Genomic DNA, 19,210 nt, shown 5'->3' with positions numbered 1-19,210 from the left:
ATGACCTGGCGGTGATCACCTGACGTGATGAATTGGCGTGATGCGATGACATCATGACGCAAGCCGCATGGCGGGCCGAAGGAGCGAACGGATGGCGGAGAGTGTCGAGAAACTCGAGGACGGGATCGTCCGTTCGGCCGAGCAGGTGTCGGGCCAGATTCGCGCAGCGAAAGAGGCGATCGCGTCCGTCATCTTCGGCCAGGATCGCGTGATCGAGAACACGCTGGTCACCATCCTCTCCGGCGGCCATGCACTGCTGATCGGCGTCCCCGGCCTTGCCAAGACCAAGCTGGTCGAGACGCTCGGCGTCACGCTCGGTCTCGATGCCAAGCGCATCCAGTTCACGCCGGACCTGATGCCGTCGGACATTCTCGGCGCCGAGGTGCTCGACGAGAGCACCGCGGGCAAGCGCGCTTTCCGCTTCATTTCAGGCCCGGTGTTCGCGCAGCTCCTGATGGCCGACGAGATCAACCGCGCCAGCCCGCGGACGCAGTCGGCGCTGCTGCAGGCGATGCAGGAGCAGCACATCACCGTCGCCGGCGCGCGCCACGATCTGCCGAAGCCCTTCCACGTGCTCGCGACGCAGAACCCGCTGGAGCAGGAAGGCACCTATCCGCTGCCGGAAGCGCAGCTCGACCGCTTCCTGATGGAGATCGACGTCGACTATCCCGATCGCGACGCTGAGCGCCGCATCCTGTTCGAGACCACCGGCGCGGAGGAAACGCTCGCGAGGGGAGCGATGAGTGCGGATGCGCTGATCACCGCGCAGCGGCTGATCCGGCGCCTGCCGGTCGGCGATTCCGTGGTGGAGGCGATCCTGTCGCTGGTGCGCTCGGCCCGTCCCGGTCCGGACGCCGGCGAAGCCGGCAAGTTCATCGCCTGGGGTCCCGGCCCGCGCGCCAGCCAATCGCTGATGCTGGCGGTGCGCGCGCGTGCGCTGATCGACGGACGCCTCGCGCCCTCGGTCGACGACGTGCTCGACCTCGCCGAGCCCGTGCTGAAGCACCGCATGGCGCTGACGTTCCAGGCGCGCGCCGAAGGCCGCACGATTCCGGACGTGATCCGGCAATTGAAGACACGGATCGGTTGATGGCAGCGGAGAACGGGCACGCGGCGAAGGAGGTCATTGCGATCCGACGTGCCGACGGCGAAAGCCGCACGCTCGCAGCTTCCTTGCCGCGCCTCGTGCTCGAAGCCCGCCGTATCGCCGCCAACGTCATCCACGGCCTGCATGGTCGGCGCCGCGCCGGCTCAGGCGAGAATTTCTGGCAATATCGCCGCTTCGTCTCCGGCGAGCCGGCGCAGAACGTCGACTGGCGCCGCTCGGCGCGTGACGATCTCCTGTATGTCCGCGAGCTCGAATGGGAGGCCTCGCACACGGTCTGGATCTGGCCGGACCGTTCGCCCTCGATGGCGTTCGCCTCGAAGACCGCGCGGGAGTCCAAGCTCGAGCGCACGCTGATCGTCGCCTTCGCACTGGCAGAGCTGCTCGTCGCGGGCGGCGAGCGCGTCGGGATTCCCGGGCTGATGGCGCCGACGGCGAGCCGCAGCGTCATCGACAAGATGGCGCAGACGATGCTGCATGACGATGCCGATCGTCTCAGCCTGCCGCCGTCCTTCGTGCCCGCGGCGCTTGCCGAGACGATCGTGCTGTCGGATTTCTGGTCGCCGATCTCCGAGATCAGGGCCACGCTCGCAGGGCTCTCCGGCTCGGGCGCGCATGGCACGCTGGTGCAGATCGTCGATCCCGCCGAAGAATCGTTCCCCTATTCCGGCCGCGTCGAGTTCGTCGAGCCCGAGGGGTTCGGCGTGATCACCGCCGGCCGCGCCGAGAGCTGGGCGCAGGATTACACCGCGCGCCTCGCCCTGCACCGCGATCAGATCCGCGCCGAGACCAGCAAGCTCGACTGGCTGTTCACGACGCACGCCACCGATCGCTCTGCCGCCGAGCTGCTTCTGTTCCTGCATGCCGGCATGCAGGTGAGCAAGTCGGGCGCCCGCACCACGACCATCAAGGCGGGGCCGGCCGCATGATGGGACTACCGCTCGCATTCACCCAACCGCTGCTCCTGATCGGGCTGATCAGCCTTCCGGTACTGTGGTGGCTGCTGCGCGTGATGCCGCCGCGACCGCGCCGCATCGAGTTTCCGCCGACCCGCCTGTTGTTCGACATTGCGCCGAGGGAAGAGACGCCCTCGCGGACGCCATGGTGGCTAACCGCATTGCGCCTCCTGGCTGCGGCGCTCGTCATCTTCGCGGCCGCCGGTCCGATCTGGAATCCGCAATCAGGCCTCGCCGCCAGCAAGGCGCCGCTGATGATCATGTTCGACGACGGCTGGAGCGCCGCATCGCACTGGGATGTCAGGATCAGGGCCGCCGACGAGCTGGTCGCCAACGCCGACACCGACCGCCGCGCCATCGCGCTGGTGCCGCTGTCCGAGCCGAACCGCGACATCACCCTGATGCCGGCGGGCGCCGCGCGCGTCGCGCTGCGCCAGCTCGCGCCAAAGCCCTATTCGATCGACCGCGTCGAGACGCTGACTGCAATCGACCGCTTCCTGAAAGCCACTGGCGATTGCGAGATCGCATGGCTCTCCGATGGCATCGACACCGGCCGCGGCGAGGATTTCGTGCAGGGCCTCGGCAAGACCATCGGCGATCGCAGCCTGACCATTTTCGAAGGCGGCACATCCTCGCCGCTGGCGCTGGTTGCGGCCGAGAATGCCGCCGCCAGGATGACGGTGAAGGTGCTGCGTACCGACAGCGGCATCGCTGTCGGCACCGTGCGCGCGCTGGACCAGAAGGCCTCGCCGATCGGCGAAGCGCGTTATACGTTCGGCCCGCAGGACAAGGAGACCGACGCTTCGTTCGACCTGCCGGTCGAGCTGCGCAACGACATCACGCGGCTCGAGATATCGGGCGAGCGCTCCGCCGGCGCGGTGCAGCTGCTCGACAAGCGCTGGCGCCGCCGCGCCATCGGCGTCGTCTCGGGCACGACAAGCGAGACCGCGCAGCCGCTTCTGGCGCCGACCTTTTACCTCGCCCGCGCGCTGGCGCCATTCGCCGACGTCAGGCTCGCCGACAAGGGTTCGCCGCAGCAGGGCATTACACAGTTTCTGGACCAGAAGCTGCCGATGATCATCCTTGCCGATGTCGGCACCATCGCCCCCGAGCTGCGCGAGCGCCTCAATGCCTGGATCGACCAGGGCGGCGTGCTGGTGCGGTTCGCAGGGCCTCGGCTGGCTCAGGCCGAGGACGATCTCGTGCCGGTCAAGCTGCGCAAGGGCGGCCGCACGCTCGGCGGCAGCCTGACCTGGGAGAAGCCGCAGCATCTGGCCTCCTTCGCCGCCGATGGTCCGTTTGCCGGCGTCGTCGTCCCCAAGGACATCACCGTGAGCCGCCAGGTGCTGGCCGAGCCCGACGCCGTGCTCGCCACCAAGAGCTGGGCCTCGCTGGAAGACGGCACGCCGCTGGTGACCGGCGAGCATCGCGGCAAGGGGCTGGTCAGCCTGTTCCACGTCAGCGCCGACATGCGCTGGTCGGATTTGCCGATGTCGGGCACGTTCGTCGAAATGCTGCGGCGGGTGGTCGACATGTCCGGCTACACGTCCAAGCCCGGCGCAGGGGTTGCCAGCGAAGCGACCACTGAAACGGTGGCGCCGCTGCACATTCTCGACGGGTTTGGCGCCTTCGGCCCGCCCCCGGCAACCGCAAAGCCATTGCCCGCGGACTATCGCGACCGCGCTACCCCCGATCATCCGCCGGGCTTCTACGGCCCGGCCGAAGGACCGCTCGCCGTGAACACGCTTGCCAGCGCCGACCGCATCGCGGCCCTCAACACCGCGAGCCTGCGCGCCCGGCACGCCACCTACACCAATGCCGAGCCGCGGGACTTGCGCGGCTGGCTGCTGTCGACGGCGCTCGCACTGTTTCTGATCGACGCCATCATCGTCGCGGTGCTCGGCGGCGGGATCGCCGCGCTGCTGCGCCGCCGCGCCGCGCCTGCGATGATCGTGCTTGGGCTCGTGCTCGCGGGCCTTCCGGCGCTCGCGCCCGCGCCGGCGCGCGCCGATGGCGCGTCCGACGAGTTCGCGATGAAGGCGGTATCGCAGACCCGCCTCGCCTATGTCGTCACGGGCAATGCCGACGTCGATTCCATCGTCAAAGCCGGGATGAACGGGCTGACGCTGTTCCTGGCCCAGCGCACCGCGCTCGAGGCCGGCGATCCCGTCGGAATCGATCCCGCGCGCGACGAACTCGCCTTCTTCCCGCTGATCTACTGGCCGATCGTGCCCGGCGCGCCGAAGCCGCCGCAGGCCGCCATCAACAAGATCGACGCCTACATGAAGCAGGGCGGCACCGTGCTGTTCGACACGCGCGACGCTATCGAAGCACCGCCCGGCGCGAACGGCGCGGCCCAGACCCCGGCCATGCGGACGCTGCGCGAGATCCTGTCGTCGCTCGACGTTCCCGAGCTCGAGCCGGTGCCGCGCGAGCACGTGCTGACCAAGACCTTCTATCTGCTGCGCGACTTTCCCGGCCGCTTCGTCACCGGCCAGACCTGGGTCGAGACCCTGCCGCGCGACGAGGACGAGGACAGCGCGCAGCGGCCGGCGCGTGGCGGCGACGGCGTCTCGCCGATCATCATCACCTCGAACGATCTTGCCGGCGCCTGGGCTGTGCGGCCCGACGGCCAGGCCATGCTGCCGGTGACCGGCGGCGACACCCGCCAGCGCGAATTCGCCTACCGCGCTGGCGCCAACATCGTGATGTACACGCTGACCGGCAACTACAAGGCCGACCAGGTGCACGCACCGGCGCTGATCGAACGGCTGGGGCAATGATGCGGGTGTTGCGATTGAATGCTCGCCAACATGAAGCCGTCATGCCCGGGCTTGTCCCGGGCATCCACGTTCCTCGTGCCGTGTGGCAAGGCGTGGATGGCCGGGACAAGCCCGGGCATGACGATGCCGAGAGAGTGACGCCATGAATTACGGCATCGCATTCACACCGCTTGTCCCCACGATGGTCCTCTGGATCGCGCTCGCCGCGATCGTCGTCGTCGCGCTCGTGCTGCTGTTCGCGCGGGCACGCGGCGCCGCCGTGCGCGTCGCCGCGCTGGCGCTGTTCCTGCTGGCGCTCTCCAACCCCTCCTTCACCCGCGAGGACCGCGATCCCCTCACCTCGGTTGCCGCCGTCGTCGTCGACAAGAGCCCGAGCCAGAATTTCGGCAACCGCAATCGTGAGGCCGCGCAGGCGCAGGAGGCGCTGGTCGACAGCCTGAAGAAGATCAAGGGCCTCGAAGTCCGCGTCGTCGACGCCGGACAGGCCGACGGCGAGACCGACGGTACCAAGCTGTTCGGCGCCCTCGCCTCGACTTTGTCGGACGTGCCGGTCGACCGCGTCGCCGGCGCCTTCCTGATCACCGACGGCCGCGTCCACGACGTTCCGGCGAACGCCGCCGCGCTCGGCTTCCAGGCGCCGGTGCACGCGCTGATCACCGGGCAGAAGGACGAGCGCGATCGCCGCATCGCGATCACGGCGGCGCCGCGCTTCGGCATCGTCGGACAGACCCAGACCATCAGCTACCGCCTCGACGACCAGGGCGTCACCGGCGAGCGCGCCCGGGTCACGGTCCGCAGGGATGGCGAAGTCATCAACGAGCGCACGCTGTCGAGCGGCCAGGCCGCGAGCGTGGACGTCGACATCAAGCATGCCGGGCCGAACATCGTCGAAATCGAAGCCTCGCCGCTCGAACGCGAACTGACTCCGGTGAACAACCGCGCCGTCGTCGCCATCGACGGCGTGCGCGACAAGCTGCGGGTGCTGCTGGTCTCGGGCGAGCCGCATTCGGGCGAGCGCACCTGGCGCAATCTGCTCAAGTCCGACGCCAGCGTCGATCTCGTGCATTTCACCATTCTGCGTCCGCCGGAGAAGCAGGACGGCACGCCGATCAATGAATTGTCGCTGATCGCGTTTCCGACCCGGGAGCTGTTCCAGCAGAAGATCAACGAATTCCAGTTGATCATCTTCGACCGCTACGCCCGTCAGGGCGTGCTGCCGATCGCCTATTTCGACAACATCGCGCGCTATGTGCGCGGCGGCGGCGCGGTGCTGGTCTCGGCCGGTCCCGACTACGCCTCCAACACCAGCATCTGGCGCACGCCGCTGGATTCGGTGCTGCCGGCCGAACCCGTCGGCGTGACGGAAAAGCCGTTCTATGCGCACCTGTCCGACATCGGCAAGCGCCACCCCGTGACCCGCGCCCTGGAGGGCTCCGGAAGCGAGCCGCCGCGCTGGAGCCGCTTCTTCAGGACGGTCGACACCCGCAATTCCGTCAACCCGCCGGTGATGACGGGGGCCGACGGCAAGCCGCTGCTTTTCCTGTCGCGCTTCGGCGAGGGCCGCGTCGCACTGCTGCTGTCCGACCACATCTGGCTGTGGGCGCGCGGCTATGAGGGCGGCGGCCCGCATCTCGATCTGCTCCGGCGGATGTCACACTGGCTGATGAAGCAGCCCGATCTCGACGAGGAGGCGCTGCGTCTGCAGGTACAGGCCAAGGACCTCGTCGTGGTGCGCCAGACCATGGCTGACAGCGTCCCGCCGGTGAAGGTCACCTCGCCATCGGGCGCGACGCACGATCTGACGCTCGCACCTGCCGATCCCGGCGAGTGGCGCGCCAGTCTTCCCGCGAGCGAGCTCGGCCTGTGGCAGGCCACCGACGGCACGCTGAAGGCGCTGATCAACGTCGGTCCGACCAACCCGAGGGAATTTTCGGAAGTCACCTCCACCACCGAGACGTTGAAGCCGCTGACCCAGGCGACCGGCGGCGACGCCGTCCGCGTGGCCAGCGGTTCAAGCGTCGAGCTGCCGCGCATCCTGCCGGTGCGCTCAGTGGGCATGTTCCATGGCGATGGCTGGATGGGCGTGCGAATGCGCGATGCCAGCGTGGTGAAAGGCGTCGGCGTGCTGCCGATCTTCGCCGGCGTGATCGGCCTGTTGCTGTTGCTCGGCGCGTTTGCCGCGACCTGGGTGCGCGAAGGGCGCTGAGGCGCGATGCCATCAGTCTTGATTGCAACGGGGCGCTTCGCCCCGACCTCCGCCGCACGCACGCGGGAGAGCTGAACCACCCCGCGGTTGCACGATTCAACCAGCCCCATCCGATTTAGTTGCCCGAAGGACACATCCAGCGGGCCGCCTCAGCGGCAGCCGGGACCGGCCGTTGACATCCAACGACTGGTCAGGCGATGTTACATTATAACATCGCGGCGTCCTGAGATTGGCGTCCCGGTGTGGGGGTGGCGTTTTCAGATGAAGTGGTTCCGGTCGAATATCAGGCACGGCACCCGGCTCGCGTTGTTCGCGATGCTGGTGCAGTTCGCGCTGACATTCGGCCACAGCCATTGGTTCGCCCAGGCTGCTCCCCTTGCTCAATCCTCGCTGCAGCAGACCGACGGCGTCAAGGACAGCGGCAAGGACGTCGCTGCGATCGACCGCACAGCGGTTCACAAGCAATTGCCCTCGAGCCCCGACCGCGAGCATCCGGCCGAGGACAATTGCGCTATCTGCGCCATCATTGCGATGGCGGGCACGATCATATCGGCAACGCCGCCCGTGCTGCTGCTGCCGCAGGCGATCGAACTGCTCCACCGCACCACAGATGCCGAATTCATCCATCTGAAATCGGCCGGCACGGCATTTCAGCCCCGCGCCCCTCCCGCGTCCTGACCTCCAACGTCTGATCACGCCCAGCCTCGCCGCGCATCGGCGAATGCCTGGGAGAAGTTGAAGTCGAATTCCGTCGCGCTGCGACGGCGGGCCGCCTCCCCATCAGCGAACAATATGCGGACGGCCTGGCTGGAATCAGGATCATGTCATTCAAATCGCGACGCGCGCAGCGTCTTGGCGGAGCAAGCCTGCTCCTGCTCGGTGCTGCCGCCACACCCGTTTTCGCCCAAACGCCTGCGCAAGACCAATCGTCGACCGAGATCCCCGCCGTCACCGTGACGGCGCCGAGCCCGATCGTGCGCAGAGCGGCGGTGACGTCCCGCAACCCAGGCCGCGGCACGCGGACCGCGCGGGTGCGCAACCCCGCGCAAACGGCGGCGGAAGCAACGCCGGCGACGCCGGCGTCCGCCGCGCCCCAACCGGGCGTGCTGCCTATTGTGACCAACCAGTTCGCGACGGTCACCGTGGTGCCGAACGAGGAGATCCGCCGCGAGGGCGGCGGTCAGCTCGGCGATCTCCTGTTCTCCAAGCCCGGCATCACCGGCTCGAGCTTTGCGCCCGGCGCCTCCAGCCGGCCGATCATCCGCGGCCTCGACGTCAACCGCGTTGGGATCATCGAGAACGGCACCAATGCCGGCGGCGTCTCCGATCTCGGCGAGGATCATTTCGTTCCGATCGATCCGCTCGCGACCAACCAGATCGAAGTGGTGCGCGGCCCCGCCGCTCTGCGCTACGGTTCGACCTCGATCGGCGGCGTCGTCAGCGCCACCAACAATCGCATTCCGGATGCGCTGCCGAACTGCGGCGCCCCGTTCCAGAGCTATGGCCTGCCGGTCAAGGCGCCGCTCGCCGGCGCCGCCTCGGCGCCTTGCGTGACGGCCGAGACGCGGACCGCGGTCAGCTCGGTCGATCGCGGCGTTGAAAGCGGCGTGCTCCTCGATACCGGCGGCGGCAATTTCGCGTTCCATGCCGACGCCTATGGCCGGACGACCTCCGACTATCACATCCCGGGCTATCCGTATCTGTTCGACCAGACGCGGCCGGTGAACGGTCGCCAGCCCAACTCGGCGACGCGCTCGTACGGTGCCTCGATCGGCGGCTCCTATTTCTTCCAGGGCGGCTATATCGGCGCGTCGATCACGCAGAACGACGCGCTCTACCACATCCCCGGTATCGAGGCTTCCGACCACAACACGCGGATCGACGCGCACCAGACCAAGATCAACGTCAAGGGCGAATACCGCCCGGACGCTGCAGCCATCGATGCTGTCCGGTTCTGGGCCGGCGCGACCGACTACAGGCATCACGAGATCGGGCTTGGCGATCCGGCCGATCTCACCAGCGACGGTATTCAGCAGACTTTCACCAACAGGGAGCAGGAGATCCGCACCGAGGTGCAGCTGATGCCGTTCAACGCGCGCTTCGCCGAGGTGACGACGGCGCTGGGCTTCCAGGTCGGCCATCAGGAACTGAGCGCGTCGAGCCCCAACAATCCCGGTGCGCTTTTCAACGGCTTGCTGGATCCCAGCAACAGCAACCGTGTTGCCGGTTACGCCTTCAACGAGTTCAAATTCACGGAGGCGACCCGGGCGCAGATCGCCGGCCGCATCGAACATGTCGAGCTGCACGGCACGACGCCTAATTTCCCGGCGGACTATCTGCCCGACGGCACGCCCCAGGCAGCGATCGGGCGTAACCCGTCTTTCACGCCCAAGAGCGGCAGCATCGGCCTGCTGCAGGATCTGCCCGGCGGCATGGTCGGCAGCATCACCGCGCAATATGTCGAACGCGCGCCGAAGGCGGCCGAGCTGTTTTCCCGCGGCGGCCACGACGCGACGGCAACCTTCGACATCGGCAACCCGAACCTCACCATCGAGACCGCAAAATCTGTCGAAGTCGGCGTGCGCCGTGCGACGGGCCCGTTCCGCTTCGAGGCAACCGTCTACTACACGCATTTCGACAATTTCATCTATCGTCGCCTCACCGGCGTGCGGTGCGATGACGATTTCGCATCCTGCGGCGCGCCGGATGGCGAGTTGAACCAGGCGGTCTATACGCAGCGGAACGCAACCTTCCGCGGCGGCGAATTCCAGTCGCAGCTCGACGTCGGCGCGCTCCAGGGCGGCATCTGGGGCATCGAGAACCAGATCGACTTCGTCCGCGCCACCTTCTCTGACGGCACCAACGTGCCGCGGATTCCCCCGCTCAGAATGGGCGGCGGCCTGTTCTGGCGCGACGACAACTGGCTGATGCGCGTCAACCTGTTGCATGCCTTCGCCCAGAACAACGTCGCCGTGATCGCGGAGACGCCGACGGCAGGCTACAATCTATTGAAGGCCGAGGTCAGCTACAGGACCAAGCTCAACCCCAATCCATTCGGCGCGCGCGAGATGCTGATCGGCCTTCTCGGCAATAACCTGCTCAACGAGAACATCCGCAACTCGGTGTCCTACACCAAGGACGAGGTGCTCATGCCCGGCATTGGCGTGCGGGCGTTCGCGAACTTCAAGTTCTGAGCGTGGATCAAGGCCGGGGCCCACGGGCCCCGACCTACACCGTCATTGCGAGGAGCCCTTGCGACGAAGCAATCCAGACTGCCTCCGCGGAACAATTCTTGATTGCTTCGCTTCCGCCGTCGCTCTCCGAGCTATGGCGGACAAGCCGCTCGCAATGACGGAGTATGAGGCGCGCGGCCGTGTGTCTTATCGACGGTCTCGTAGCCGGATAGAGCTACGAGCTAGCCTAACCGCGCCTTGCTCCAGTCGGGGCCGACCGGGCCCGACACGCCCTCGAAGGCGCCGTCGACGAGCTCGAACACCAGGATGCGCGCGGCATCGACAGGGCCCGGCATGGTGACGCGGCCCTTGGGGACCGGCTTGAAGCCGACACGGCTGTAATAGGGTTCGTCGCCGACCAGCAGCACGAGACGGTGGCCTTTCGCCTTCGCGTCCTTGAGCGCGCGCTCCATCAACAGACGGCCGACACCGCGGCCGCGGAACGGCGGCTCGACCGTGAGCGGCCCGAGCAGCAGCGCGGGCGTGTCGCCGATCAGGATGGGCAGTTGCCTGACGGAGCCGACCAGCAGCGTGCCGATGCGGGCCGTGAAGGACAATTCGAGCAGATGGTCGACGTGCTCGCGAATCCGGTAGGCGCTGAGCACGAAGCGGCCGGGACCGAAGGTGCGTTCATGCAGCCGCTCGATCGACTGGGCGTCGCCGGCGGCCTCGGGAAGGATGGTCAGTGAGAGATCGGTCATGTCAATTCGCGGGATAGCACCTCAACGCAGCGCGGTCCATTGGGCAGCGACGGCGCTCAGCTCCTTTTCAAGGTCGGTTGGGACAGATAGGCCAGCATCTTCACTTCCCGCCGTCCTCGCGTCACCGTGTCGAGCACGAGTCCCGACGACACCGAGAGCAGGGCCATGATCGCCAAGCCCATCGACAGCACCGCGGTGGGCAGGCGCGGCACGAGACCGGTCTCGATGAAGGTGATCACGATCGGGATCGCGAGGGTCACCGAGGCCAGCGCCAGCAGGATTCCGATCACCGTGAAGAAGCGCAACGGCCGCTCCGAACGGTAGAGCTTCAGCATGGTGCCGAGGATGCGAAACCCGTCGCGCCAGGTGTTGAGCTTGGAGAACGAGCCTTCCGGGCGCGCGTAATAGGGAGTCTCGATCTCGGCGACCGGCAGCGACAATTCCAGCGCGTAGACTGCAAGCTCCGTCTCGATCTCGAAGCCGTCGGAGAGGACCGGGAAGGATTTGACGAAGCGGCGCGAGAACACGCGGTAGCCGGACAGGATGTCCTTGAACGTGTGACCGAAGGTCGACGCCAGGAAGCCGGTCAGCATACGGTTGCCGGTACGGTGGCCGAGCCGGTAGGCGGCCTGGTCCTGATCGACGCGAAGGCCGACCACCATGTCGAGCTGATCATCGAGCAGCCTGTCGATCATGCGCGGCGCGCTCGGCGCATCGTAGGTGGCATCGCCGTCGACCAGCACATAGACGTCGGCCTCGACGTCGGCGAACATGCGGCGCACGACGTGGCCCTTGCCCTGCCGCCGCTCGCTGCGCACGATTGCGCCAGCTTCGCGCGCGGCTGCCGCGGTACGGTCGCGCGAATTGTTGTCGTAGACATAGATCTCGGCCGAAGGGAGCGCCTTGCGGAAGTCGGCAACGACGGTCGCGACCGCCGCTTCCTCATTGTAGCATGGCACCAGCACCGCGATGCGAAGTTGCGTTGAGGTCATCGCGAGGGCACCCCGAGGCTTGCCGGCTCGCGCGCGAGCAGAGCGGGCTGCCGCGCCTGCTCGGGCTGCATCAGCCAGGCGAACGAGACGCTCCACAGCGACAGCATCGCGATCGGCACGATGTAATAGGGTGTGAAGATCGGATGGCTCAGGAAGAAGACGAGGTTGACGACGAGATTACCGGCGACGACGAGCGCGACCTGCCGCACGCTCCCCTCGCCCACCCGCAAGAACCAGGCCGTAGAGCCGATCGCCAGCACGATCAGCGCGGACTGCGTGTCGCGTAGATACTGGCCGAGGACGGCAAGATCGAAGGCCGGCGCGACCGCGTCGACGCTGCCATAGGTGGTGGCCAGCGGGCTGCCGGCGTTGACGGCCTGGGCAAGCAATGTCGGCGTCATACCGACGAGGGCACCAACACCGAAGCCGAGCCCCTGCATGAAATCCGCGACCGTCCGCGATCGCAGGAACGCAACGGCCAGGAACAGGCAATAACCAGCCAGCAGCAGCGCGTTCGGCAGCCTGAAACTGACGGAGGCTCCGAGCAGAAGGCCGATCAGCGCGAGCAGCAGCAGACTGCGCTTCTGCCTCGTCAGCCACAGCGCGGTCAGAAATCCCGCGACGGCACACACCGCCATGGTCGGCGCGATCGAATAGCTCGCCTTCGCCGGGTTGATCATGAGATAGATTGCCAGAGCGCCGAACAGGCCCGCGCCCACTATCGAAGGCAGCGTGCGCGCCAAGAAGATGCCCGATAGCGCGAGGCCGCAGACGATCAGGCTCGCGGCAATGTAGAGCGGCACCACCTGATTGCCTTCCGGAAACAGCGCCAGCAGGAATCCCGTGCCGGGCGGATATTGAATCACGATCTTGCCGCCTGGCATCGGATTGTGGCACGGCCAGCGCGTCGGATCCTGCCACTCGGCGTACGAAATTTCCTTCCACTTGCCTTTGGCATAATCATCGTAATCAAACGCGGCGTTGGTGTTGAGCCCACCGATGCCGAGGCGCTGGAATAGATGCGCCTGCCGGAGATAGCAGATGTCGTCATAGACGCCGCGCGCCTCGCTCCAGCGCGACATCGTGACGATGTTGCTGGCAAGGATCGCAAGGCAGATCAGGCCGAAGGCGAGTTTGGCAATCTTCATCCGGGGTCCGCGGAATCCGTAGGATCCGGTTACTAGCACAAGCCGCCGTCAGCGCCACGTCGCAATCGGAGCTTGTCCGCCCACGACTTCCGCGATCCGCAGCCGCGTCCCGGGCGTGGTCCCCTCCGGCAGCGCCGTGACTGCGAAAAATCCGCACTCGACGATCTCGCGATTGGGCTCGGGCAGGCGGTCCTGGCTGAACTGCCTGACCACGTAGACCGCGACGTGGTCGCGGCGGGAGACGTGGCTGTTGAGGAAGATGCCGTGCAGCACGGCATCTCCGACCAGATCAATGTCGCCCTCCTCCTTGAGCTCGCGGCGCAGCGCCTCTTCCATGGTCTCGCCGAAATCGACGCCGCCGCCGGGCAGGTACCAGCCGCTGACGTAGCTGTGCTTGACCAGGAACACCCGATTCTCATGATCCAGCACCACGGCGCGGACGCCGAGCGTCATGGCGCGGACGACCAGGAAATAGGCGTGGAAGATTCGCCGCAGCAACGGCTCGAACTTCCTGCGAACGCTGTTCAGACGATCTTCCATCAGGCTTCCTCGAGGCCGTTGTCCCGGGCCCCGCTTGCACGTTGCCTGCGACCTTGCCATTACAGTGGAGCAATAGCGAGGCAATCGCGCGCCATGGCCCCTTTCACGCTCGCCCATCTGTCCGATCCGCATCTGCCGCCCTTGCCGAAGCCGCAGCTGATCGAGCTCGCGGGCAAGCGCGTGCTCGGCTATGTCAACTGGACGCGCAACCGCCACAAGTACCAGCGCCGCGAGGTGCTCGACGCGCTGGTGGCCGACATGAAGGCGCAGGCGCCCGACCACATCGCGGTGACTGGCGATCTCGTGAACCTGGCGCTGGAAGCCGAGTTCGCTCCTGCCCGCGCCTGGCTCGAGGGCGTCGGCCCGCCCGACCGAGTCACCACAATTCCCGGCAATCACGACGCCTATGTTCGCGCCACCTCGCATCGCTTCGGCGAGACGTTTGGCCCCTATCTTGCGGACGATGACGGCAAGATCGGCTTTCCGTCCGTGCGCCGGCGCGGGCCGCTCGCGCTGATCAGCCTGTCGACGGCGGTCCCGACCCTGCCGCTGATGGCGACGGGCACGCTCGGCAGCGATCAGCTCGCCTCGCTCGCAGGAATGCTCGAACGGCTCGCGACCGAGGACGTCTTCCGCGTGCTGCTGGTGCACCATCCGCTGAAGTCCGGTGCGCGGCAGAAGCGGATGACAGATTCGGCCGCGCTGCTGGCCCTGCTCAAGCGCCACGGCGTCGAGCTGATCCTGCACGGGCACGACCACATTCATTCGACGATGTGGTTCGAGGGGCCGAACGGCAAGATTCCCGCGCTCGGCGTGCCCTCAGCGTCCGCGCTCGCGCATGGGCGCTACCCCGCGGCGGCGTATAATCTGTTCACGATCGAGAAGGACAATGCCAGCTGGCGGTGCGAGCAGACGGTGCGGAGCCTGAGAGCGGGATTGCAGATTGGGCAGATCAAGCATGTGAGGTTGATTTAGCCCCGCTGTCATTCCGGGGCATGCGAAGCATGAACCCGGAATCCATCGAGCCGCACTACGTGCTGATGAATGGATTCCGGGTTCGCGCTTCGCGCGCCCCGGAATGACGATGGAGAGAGCCTCACCAGCTCCGCAAGGCGGCGACCACGGCGACGCCGAACAACGCGGCAGCGCCGAGAATGAAGCCGAACACGAACGGCCACACGCGTGAGCGTCGCCGCGGGGGCGCGACCTCGGGTTTCGGTTCGGGCGGGACCACCATCGCATGCTCGCGCTCGACCATGCGGCGCGCGACGTAGTCGGTGACGGCCTCGACGATCACGATGGTGTCGTGCGATTCGGCGAGCACGATGCGGCCGAAGCGGGTGTCCTGGACGAAGCGGTACATCCTCTTGTCGCGCCCCATCACGATGTGCGCGACGACGTCGATCCACAGTCTCGGCGTATCGCCCTGGCTGATGCCGCGGTCGAACAGGTCGATCTTGTCAGGCACCTGCGCGAACAGCGGATCGAGGGCGTCGTTGAGGATCTCGAGTCGCGCGACCTCGGCGTCCCTGAGATCGACCACCACGCCGGTCCGGTCGGCGGCCTCGATCCGCGCTCGCAGCAGCGCATCGCGCAGCCGCACCGGGCGCGGCTGGCCGGGATGGATCCCGCTGGTCTCGGGCTCTGACATTGTCGGCCTCGTCCTCGACTTTCCTCCGTTAACCTATCAGCAACCAATACGCCCGCAAAGGGCCCACAATTCCAGAGGCTTACGGCGCCCACAGGCCATTCACCTGTGCCAAAAACAGACGATCCCACCCGGCTTGCGCCGGATGGGACCCTCCGTCCTTGGACGTCTTCTTAGATCTTCAGGCAGCCGTCAGGCCGAGACCCGCGACGGCTCTTCCACGATCGAGAAACGGACGCCGGCCTTATGGCGGTTCTCTTCCGAGACCGTGCGCCAGGCGTCCTCGGCCTCCTTGCGGGTCTTGAACGGACCCTGCACCTGGGCCGAGCCTTCCACCAGCTTGTGGAAGTTCATCGAGCCGAACTCGCCGCCGATCACCCAGAAATTGCTGCCTTTGGTCATTGTCAGTCTCCTGTTTCGGTGCGTGCTGCGTTAGCCGAACTGGTTCATCGTGTTGTGGGCGCCGCCCGCCTTCAGGGCAGCCTCGCCGGCGAAGTACTCCTTGTGGTCGTCACCGATGTCGGAACCGGCCATGTTCTGGTGCTTCACGCAGGCGATGCCCTGACGGATCTCGGCGCGCTGGACGTTCTTGACGTAGCCCAGCATGCCCTGCTCGCCGAAATACTCACGGGCGAGGTTGTCGGTCGAGAGCGCTGCCGTGTGATAGGTCGGCAACGTGATCAGATGGTGGAAGATGCCGGCACGCTTGGCCGAATCCGCCTGGAAGGTGCGGATGCGCTCGTCGGCTTCCTTGGCCAGCGGCGTATCGTCGTACTCCGCCTTCATCAGCTCGGCACGGTTGTACTTGCTGACGTCCTTGCCTGCTTCCTTCATCGCGTCGTAGACCTGCCAACGGAAGTTGAGGGTCCAGTTGAACGACGGCGAATTGTTGTAGGCCAGCTTCGCGTTCGGGACGACCTTGCGGATCCGATCGACCATCTTGGCGATCTGCTCGATGTGCGGCTTCTCGGTCTCGATCCAGAGTAGGTCGGCGCCGTTCTGCAGCGAGGTGATGCAGTCCAGCACGCAGCGGTCTTCGCCGGTGCCGGGGCGGAACTGATAGAGGTTCGAAGGCAGCCGCTTCGGACGCATCATCTTGCCGTTGCGATTGATGATGACGTCGCCGTTGCGGGCGTTCTCCGCCGTCACTTCCTCGCAATCCAGGAAGCTGTTGTACTGGTCGCCGATATCGCCGGGCTTGTGGCTGACGGCGATCTGCTGCGTCAGGCCGGCGCCGAGCGAATCAGTGCGGGTCACGACGATGCCGTCTTCGACGCCGAGCTCCAGGAAGGCGTGGCGGCAGGCACGGATCTTGGCGAGGAAGACGTCATGCGGCACGGTGACCTTGCCGTCCTGGTGGCCGCACTGCTTCTCGTCCGAGACCTGATTCTCGATCTGGAGCGCGCAGGCGCCCGCTTCGATCATCTTCTTGGCGAGCAGATAGGTCGCCTCGGCATTGCCGAAGCCGGCGTCGATGTCGGCGATGACAGGCACGACGTGGGTCTGGAAGTTGTCGATCTTCGCAATCAGCTCCTTCTCGCGAGTCTGGTCGCCTTCCTTGCGCGCCTTGTCGAGAAGACGGAAGATGTCGTTGAGCTCACGCGAATCCGCCTGACGCAGGAACGTGTAGAGTTCCTCGATCAGTGCCGGCACCGAGGTCTTCTCGTGCATGGACTGGTCGGGCAGCGGGCCGAACTCGGAGCGCAGCGCCGCGATCATCCAGCCCGAGAGGTACAGATAGGTGCGATCGGTTCTGCCGCCGAAGTGCTTCTTGACCGAGATCAGCTTCTGCTGGGCGATGAAGCCGTGCCAGCAGCCCAGCGACTGGGTGTACTTGGTCGGGTCGTTGTCATAGGCGGCCATGTCGGCCCGCATCAGCGCCGCGGTGTAGCGGGCGACGTCGAGACCGGTCTTGAAGCGGTTCTGCAGGCGCATGCGTGCGACGGCCTCGGCCGACACGCCGTTCCAGGTCGGCTGGGTCTCGAGGAGCGCCCGGGCTGCCTTGACCTCGTCCTGATACGAACCCGGGCCCTGAAGGGTGCTGATGCCGCGCGGCTGGTAGTTCATGTGCCTGATCCTTTCGCTGACGATGGCGATGGCTTGCCATCGACATTCTTGACAGTGCATTGCGAGATGCGTGTCAGGAGCTAAACGCGAAAACAGAAACTTCGTATAGATGGCTTGTTTTTTATTGGTGATGTCATGTAACATCAGAACATGTAACAGATGTTATTTTGTAAATCTTGTAACACATAGGTCAGCAAAACTGTCCTTTACGCGGTCCGGGAGATCTGAGAAATGCCCGCCAATTCCGGCAAGAAACTCTTCGTCGGCCCGCGGTTCCGGAGGATCCGGCAGCAATTGGGGCTGTCGCAAACCCAGATCGCCGAGGGACTCGGGATCTCGCCGAGCTATGTCAACCTGATCGAGCGTAACCAGCGCCCGGTGACGGCGCAGATCCTGCTGCGGCTGGCCGAGACCTACGACCTCGATTTGCGCGATCTGGCCACCGCTGACGAGGACCGTTTCTTCGCCGAGCTCAACGAGATCTTCTCCGATCCCCTGTTCCGCCAGATCGACGTTCCCAAGCAGGAGCTGCGCGACCTCGCCGAGCTCTGCCCCGGCGTCACCCATGCCCTGCAGCGGCTCTACGCCGCCTACGCCGAGGCCCGCCAGGGCGAGACGCTGGCAGCCGCCCAGATGGCCGACCGCGATGTCGGCACCCGCTATGAGGCCAATCCGGTCGAGCGCGTGCGCGAGCTGATCGAGGCCAACCGCAACTACTTCCCGGAACTCGAACAGGCCGCGGAGAATCTTCGCGACGAGTTGAACGTGCCGGCCGAGGGACTCTATGCAGCGCTCGCGGCGCGGCTGCGTGAAAAGCATTCGATCCAGACCCGCGTCATGCCTGTCGACGTGATGCGCGAGACGCTCCGGCGGTTCGATCGTCATCGCCGCCAGTTGCTGATCTCCGAGCTGGTCGATCCGCCCGGCCGCGCCTTCCAGCTCGCCTTCCAGCTTGGCTTAGGGGAATGCGCGCAAGCCCTGGAGACCATCATCGGCCGCGCCGGCCCGCTCGACGACGCGCCGCGCCGCCTGTTCCGCATCACGCTCGGCAACTACTTTGCCGCCGCCGTGATGATGCCCTATCCGGCATTCTTGGCCGCGGCCGAAGCCCTGAATTACGACATCCACGTGCTGGCGCAGCGCTTCAATTCCGGCTTCGAGCAGGTCTGCCACCGCCTCACCACCCTGCAGCGGCCGAACGCGCGCGGCATTCCGTTCTTCCTCTTGCGCGTCGACAATGCCGGCAACGTCTCCAAGCGCTTCTCGTCCGGCACCTTCCCGTTCTCGAAGTTCGGCGGCACCTGTCCGCTCTGGAACGTGCACTCGACCTTCGACACGCCGGATCGCCTGCTCAAGCAGGTGATCGAGCTGTCCGACGGCACGCGTTATTTCTCGATCGCGCAGATGGTGCGCCGTCCCGTCGCGCCGCACCCGCTGCCGCAGCCGCGCTTCGCCATCGGCCTCGGCTGCGAGATCCGTCACGCCGCGCGGCTGACCTATGCCGCCGGCATGGACCTCGAGAAAACCGAGGGCACGCCGATCGGCGTCAATTGCCGCCTGTGCGAGCGCGAAAACTGTGCCCAGCGCGCCGAGCCGCCGATCACGCGCACGCTTATCCTGGACGAGACGACGCGGCGGGTGTCGAGCTTCGCGTTCTCGAATGCGCGGGAATTGTAAGGTTTGACGGAAGGCACATACCGCTCATTCCGCTGTCATGCTCCGCGAAAGCGGGGCATCCAGTACGCCGCGGCCTATCGGCTCCATCACTGCCGCCACGGAGTACTGGATCGCCCGGTCAAGCCGGGCGATCACAGTTGAATGCGTGGCGACA

15 protein-coding genes are annotated in these 19,210 nt (G+C 66.2%); 8 read left to right on the top strand and 7 right to left on the bottom strand.

The genetic code is table 11. The features are described from left to right. Nucleotides 1-91 precede the first annotated feature (91 nt). From ACFDR6_RS33895 to ACFDR6_RS33870, 6 genes are all read left to right on the top strand, one after another. Nucleotides 92-1,090 (top strand): AAA family ATPase, encoded by a 999-nt coding sequence (locus ACFDR6_RS33895; RefSeq protein WP_212089239.1) that lies wholly within the window; start codon nucleotides 92-94, stop codon nucleotides 1,088-1,090. After that, nucleotides 1,090-2,034, top strand: coding sequence for a DUF58 domain-containing protein (locus ACFDR6_RS33890; RefSeq protein WP_212089237.1), 945 nt, complete (start codon nucleotides 1,090-1,092; stop codon nucleotides 2,032-2,034). The genes ACFDR6_RS33895 and ACFDR6_RS33890 overlap by 1 nt, the downstream gene beginning before the upstream one ends. Beyond that, nucleotides 2,031-4,844, top strand: a complete 2,814-nt coding sequence (locus ACFDR6_RS33885) for a DUF4159 domain-containing protein (protein ID WP_375861017.1) — start codon at nucleotides 2,031-2,033, stop codon at nucleotides 4,842-4,844. Before ACFDR6_RS33890 ends, ACFDR6_RS33885 begins: the two co-directional genes overlap by 4 nt. A gap of 142 nt (nucleotides 4,845-4,986) precedes the next feature. Next, nucleotides 4,987-7,050: a hypothetical protein gene (locus ACFDR6_RS33880; RefSeq protein ID WP_375861016.1), complete on the top strand. Its 2,064-nt coding sequence runs from the start codon at nucleotides 4,987-4,989 to the stop codon at nucleotides 7,048-7,050. Between the two features lie 261 nt (nucleotides 7,051-7,311). Continuing rightward, complete coding sequence (locus ACFDR6_RS33875; RefSeq protein WP_375861015.1) at nucleotides 7,312-7,728, top strand: DUF2946 domain-containing protein; 417 nt, start codon at nucleotides 7,312-7,314, stop codon at nucleotides 7,726-7,728. A gap of 143 nt (nucleotides 7,729-7,871) precedes the next feature. Then, nucleotides 7,872-10,244: a TonB-dependent receptor gene (locus tag ACFDR6_RS33870; protein WP_375861014.1), complete on the top strand. Its 2,373-nt coding sequence runs from the start codon at nucleotides 7,872-7,874 to the stop codon at nucleotides 10,242-10,244. 221 nt (nucleotides 10,245-10,465) lie between these two features. Here the strand turns inward: ACFDR6_RS33870 and ACFDR6_RS33865 are convergent, their stop codons facing one another. From ACFDR6_RS33865 to ACFDR6_RS33850, 4 genes are read right to left on the bottom strand one after another with little or no spacing between them, the layout of a single operon-like run. After that, the gene (locus ACFDR6_RS33865; protein WP_375861013.1) at nucleotides 10,466-10,984 is read right to left on the bottom strand and encodes a GNAT family N-acetyltransferase; all 519 of its coding nucleotides are present in this window, start codon (nucleotides 10,982-10,984) and stop codon (nucleotides 10,466-10,468) included. A 56-nt stretch (nucleotides 10,985-11,040) separates the two neighbouring features. Next, nucleotides 11,041-11,976 carry a glycosyltransferase family 2 protein gene (locus ACFDR6_RS33860; protein WP_375861012.1) on the bottom strand — a complete coding sequence of 312 codons (936 nt, stop codon included), beginning with the start codon at nucleotides 11,974-11,976 and terminating at the stop codon, nucleotides 11,041-11,043. Then, a complete protein-coding gene (locus ACFDR6_RS33855; protein ID WP_375861011.1) occupies nucleotides 11,973-13,124 on the bottom strand; it encodes a hypothetical protein in 1,152 nt (383 codons plus the stop codon). The genes ACFDR6_RS33860 and ACFDR6_RS33855 overlap by 4 nt, the downstream gene beginning before the upstream one ends. Before the next feature lie 48 nt (nucleotides 13,125-13,172). After that, the gene (locus tag ACFDR6_RS33850; RefSeq protein ID WP_212089220.1) at nucleotides 13,173-13,664 is read right to left on the bottom strand and encodes an NUDIX domain-containing protein; all 492 of its coding nucleotides are present in this window, start codon (nucleotides 13,662-13,664) and stop codon (nucleotides 13,173-13,175) included. 93 nt (nucleotides 13,665-13,757) lie between these two features. Here ACFDR6_RS33850 and ACFDR6_RS33845 point away from each other — a divergent pair, with 93 nt between their 5' ends. Beyond that, complete coding sequence (locus ACFDR6_RS33845) at nucleotides 13,758-14,639, top strand: metallophosphoesterase family protein (RefSeq protein WP_375861010.1); 882 nt, start codon at nucleotides 13,758-13,760, stop codon at nucleotides 14,637-14,639. Between the two features lie 121 nt (nucleotides 14,640-14,760). On the opposite strand, the gene ACFDR6_RS33840 is transcribed toward ACFDR6_RS33845, so the two are convergent. The 3 genes from ACFDR6_RS33840 to ACFDR6_RS33830 all read right to left on the bottom strand — a co-directional run bounded on the left by ACFDR6_RS33840 (nucleotide 14,761) and on the right by ACFDR6_RS33830 (nucleotide 17,379). Next, nucleotides 14,761-15,315 (bottom strand): hypothetical protein, encoded by a 555-nt coding sequence (locus tag ACFDR6_RS33840; RefSeq protein ID WP_212089216.1) that lies wholly within the window; start codon nucleotides 15,313-15,315, stop codon nucleotides 14,761-14,763. A gap of 189 nt (nucleotides 15,316-15,504) precedes the next feature. After that, complete coding sequence (locus tag ACFDR6_RS33835) at nucleotides 15,505-15,714, bottom strand: DUF4170 domain-containing protein (protein ID WP_018323282.1); 210 nt, start codon at nucleotides 15,712-15,714, stop codon at nucleotides 15,505-15,507. A gap of 30 nt (nucleotides 15,715-15,744) precedes the next feature. After that, the gene (locus tag ACFDR6_RS33830) at nucleotides 15,745-17,379 is read right to left on the bottom strand and encodes an isocitrate lyase (RefSeq protein WP_212089214.1); all 1,635 of its coding nucleotides are present in this window, start codon (nucleotides 17,377-17,379) and stop codon (nucleotides 15,745-15,747) included. Between the two features lie 231 nt (nucleotides 17,380-17,610). On the opposite strand from ACFDR6_RS33830, the gene ACFDR6_RS33825 reads away from it, so the two are divergent. After that, nucleotides 17,611-19,056, top strand: coding sequence for a helix-turn-helix domain-containing protein (locus ACFDR6_RS33825; protein WP_212089212.1), 1,446 nt, complete (start codon nucleotides 17,611-17,613; stop codon nucleotides 19,054-19,056). Nucleotides 19,057-19,210: the final 154 nt, after the last annotated feature.

Origin of the sequence: Bradyrhizobium tunisiense (assembly GCF_042263385.1) — a bacterium.
In the GTDB taxonomy this organism is placed as follows: domain Bacteria; phylum Pseudomonadota; class Alphaproteobacteria; order Rhizobiales; family Xanthobacteraceae; genus Bradyrhizobium; species Bradyrhizobium tunisiense.
Note: the sequence above shows the minus strand (reverse complement) of the source record. Positions and strands in the feature narration are given on the sequence as shown.

What these genes read in the sequence shown, in the direction of transcription:
- ACFDR6_RS33895 (WP_212089239.1), top strand. Translation starts at nt 92, where the DNA reads ATGGCGGAGAGTGTCGAGAAACTCGAGGACGGGATCGTCCGTTCGGCC.
- ACFDR6_RS33890 (WP_212089237.1), top strand. Translation starts at nt 1,090, where the DNA reads ATGGCAGCGGAGAACGGGCACGCGGCGAAGGAGGTCATTGCGATCCGA.
- ACFDR6_RS33885 (WP_375861017.1), top strand. Translation starts at nt 2,031, where the DNA reads ATGATGGGACTACCGCTCGCATTCACCCAACCGCTGCTCCTGATCGGG.
- ACFDR6_RS33880 (WP_375861016.1), top strand. Translation starts at nt 4,987, where the DNA reads ATGAATTACGGCATCGCATTCACACCGCTTGTCCCCACGATGGTCCTC.
- ACFDR6_RS33875 (WP_375861015.1), top strand. Translation starts at nt 7,312, where the DNA reads ATGAAGTGGTTCCGGTCGAATATCAGGCACGGCACCCGGCTCGCGTTG.
- ACFDR6_RS33870 (WP_375861014.1), top strand. Translation starts at nt 7,872, where the DNA reads ATGTCATTCAAATCGCGACGCGCGCAGCGTCTTGGCGGAGCAAGCCTG.
- ACFDR6_RS33865 (WP_375861013.1), bottom strand. Translation starts at nt 10,984, where the DNA reads ATGACCGATCTCTCACTGACCATCCTTCCCGAGGCCGCCGGCGACGCC.
- ACFDR6_RS33860 (WP_375861012.1), bottom strand. Translation starts at nt 11,976, where the DNA reads ATGACCTCAACGCAACTTCGCATCGCGGTGCTGGTGCCATGCTACAAT.
- ACFDR6_RS33855 (WP_375861011.1), bottom strand. Translation starts at nt 13,124, where the DNA reads ATGAAGATTGCCAAACTCGCCTTCGGCCTGATCTGCCTTGCGATCCTT.
- ACFDR6_RS33850 (WP_212089220.1), bottom strand. Translation starts at nt 13,664, where the DNA reads ATGGAAGATCGTCTGAACAGCGTTCGCAGGAAGTTCGAGCCGTTGCTG.
- ACFDR6_RS33845 (WP_375861010.1), top strand. Translation starts at nt 13,758, where the DNA reads ATGGCCCCTTTCACGCTCGCCCATCTGTCCGATCCGCATCTGCCGCCC.
- ACFDR6_RS33840 (WP_212089216.1), bottom strand. Translation starts at nt 15,315, where the DNA reads ATGTCAGAGCCCGAGACCAGCGGGATCCATCCCGGCCAGCCGCGCCCG.
- ACFDR6_RS33835 (WP_018323282.1), bottom strand. Translation starts at nt 15,714, where the DNA reads ATGACCAAAGGCAGCAATTTCTGGGTGATCGGCGGCGAGTTCGGCTCG.
- ACFDR6_RS33830 (WP_212089214.1), bottom strand. Translation starts at nt 17,379, where the DNA reads ATGAACTACCAGCCGCGCGGCATCAGCACCCTTCAGGGCCCGGGTTCG.
- ACFDR6_RS33825 (WP_212089212.1), top strand. Translation starts at nt 17,611, where the DNA reads ATGCCCGCCAATTCCGGCAAGAAACTCTTCGTCGGCCCGCGGTTCCGG.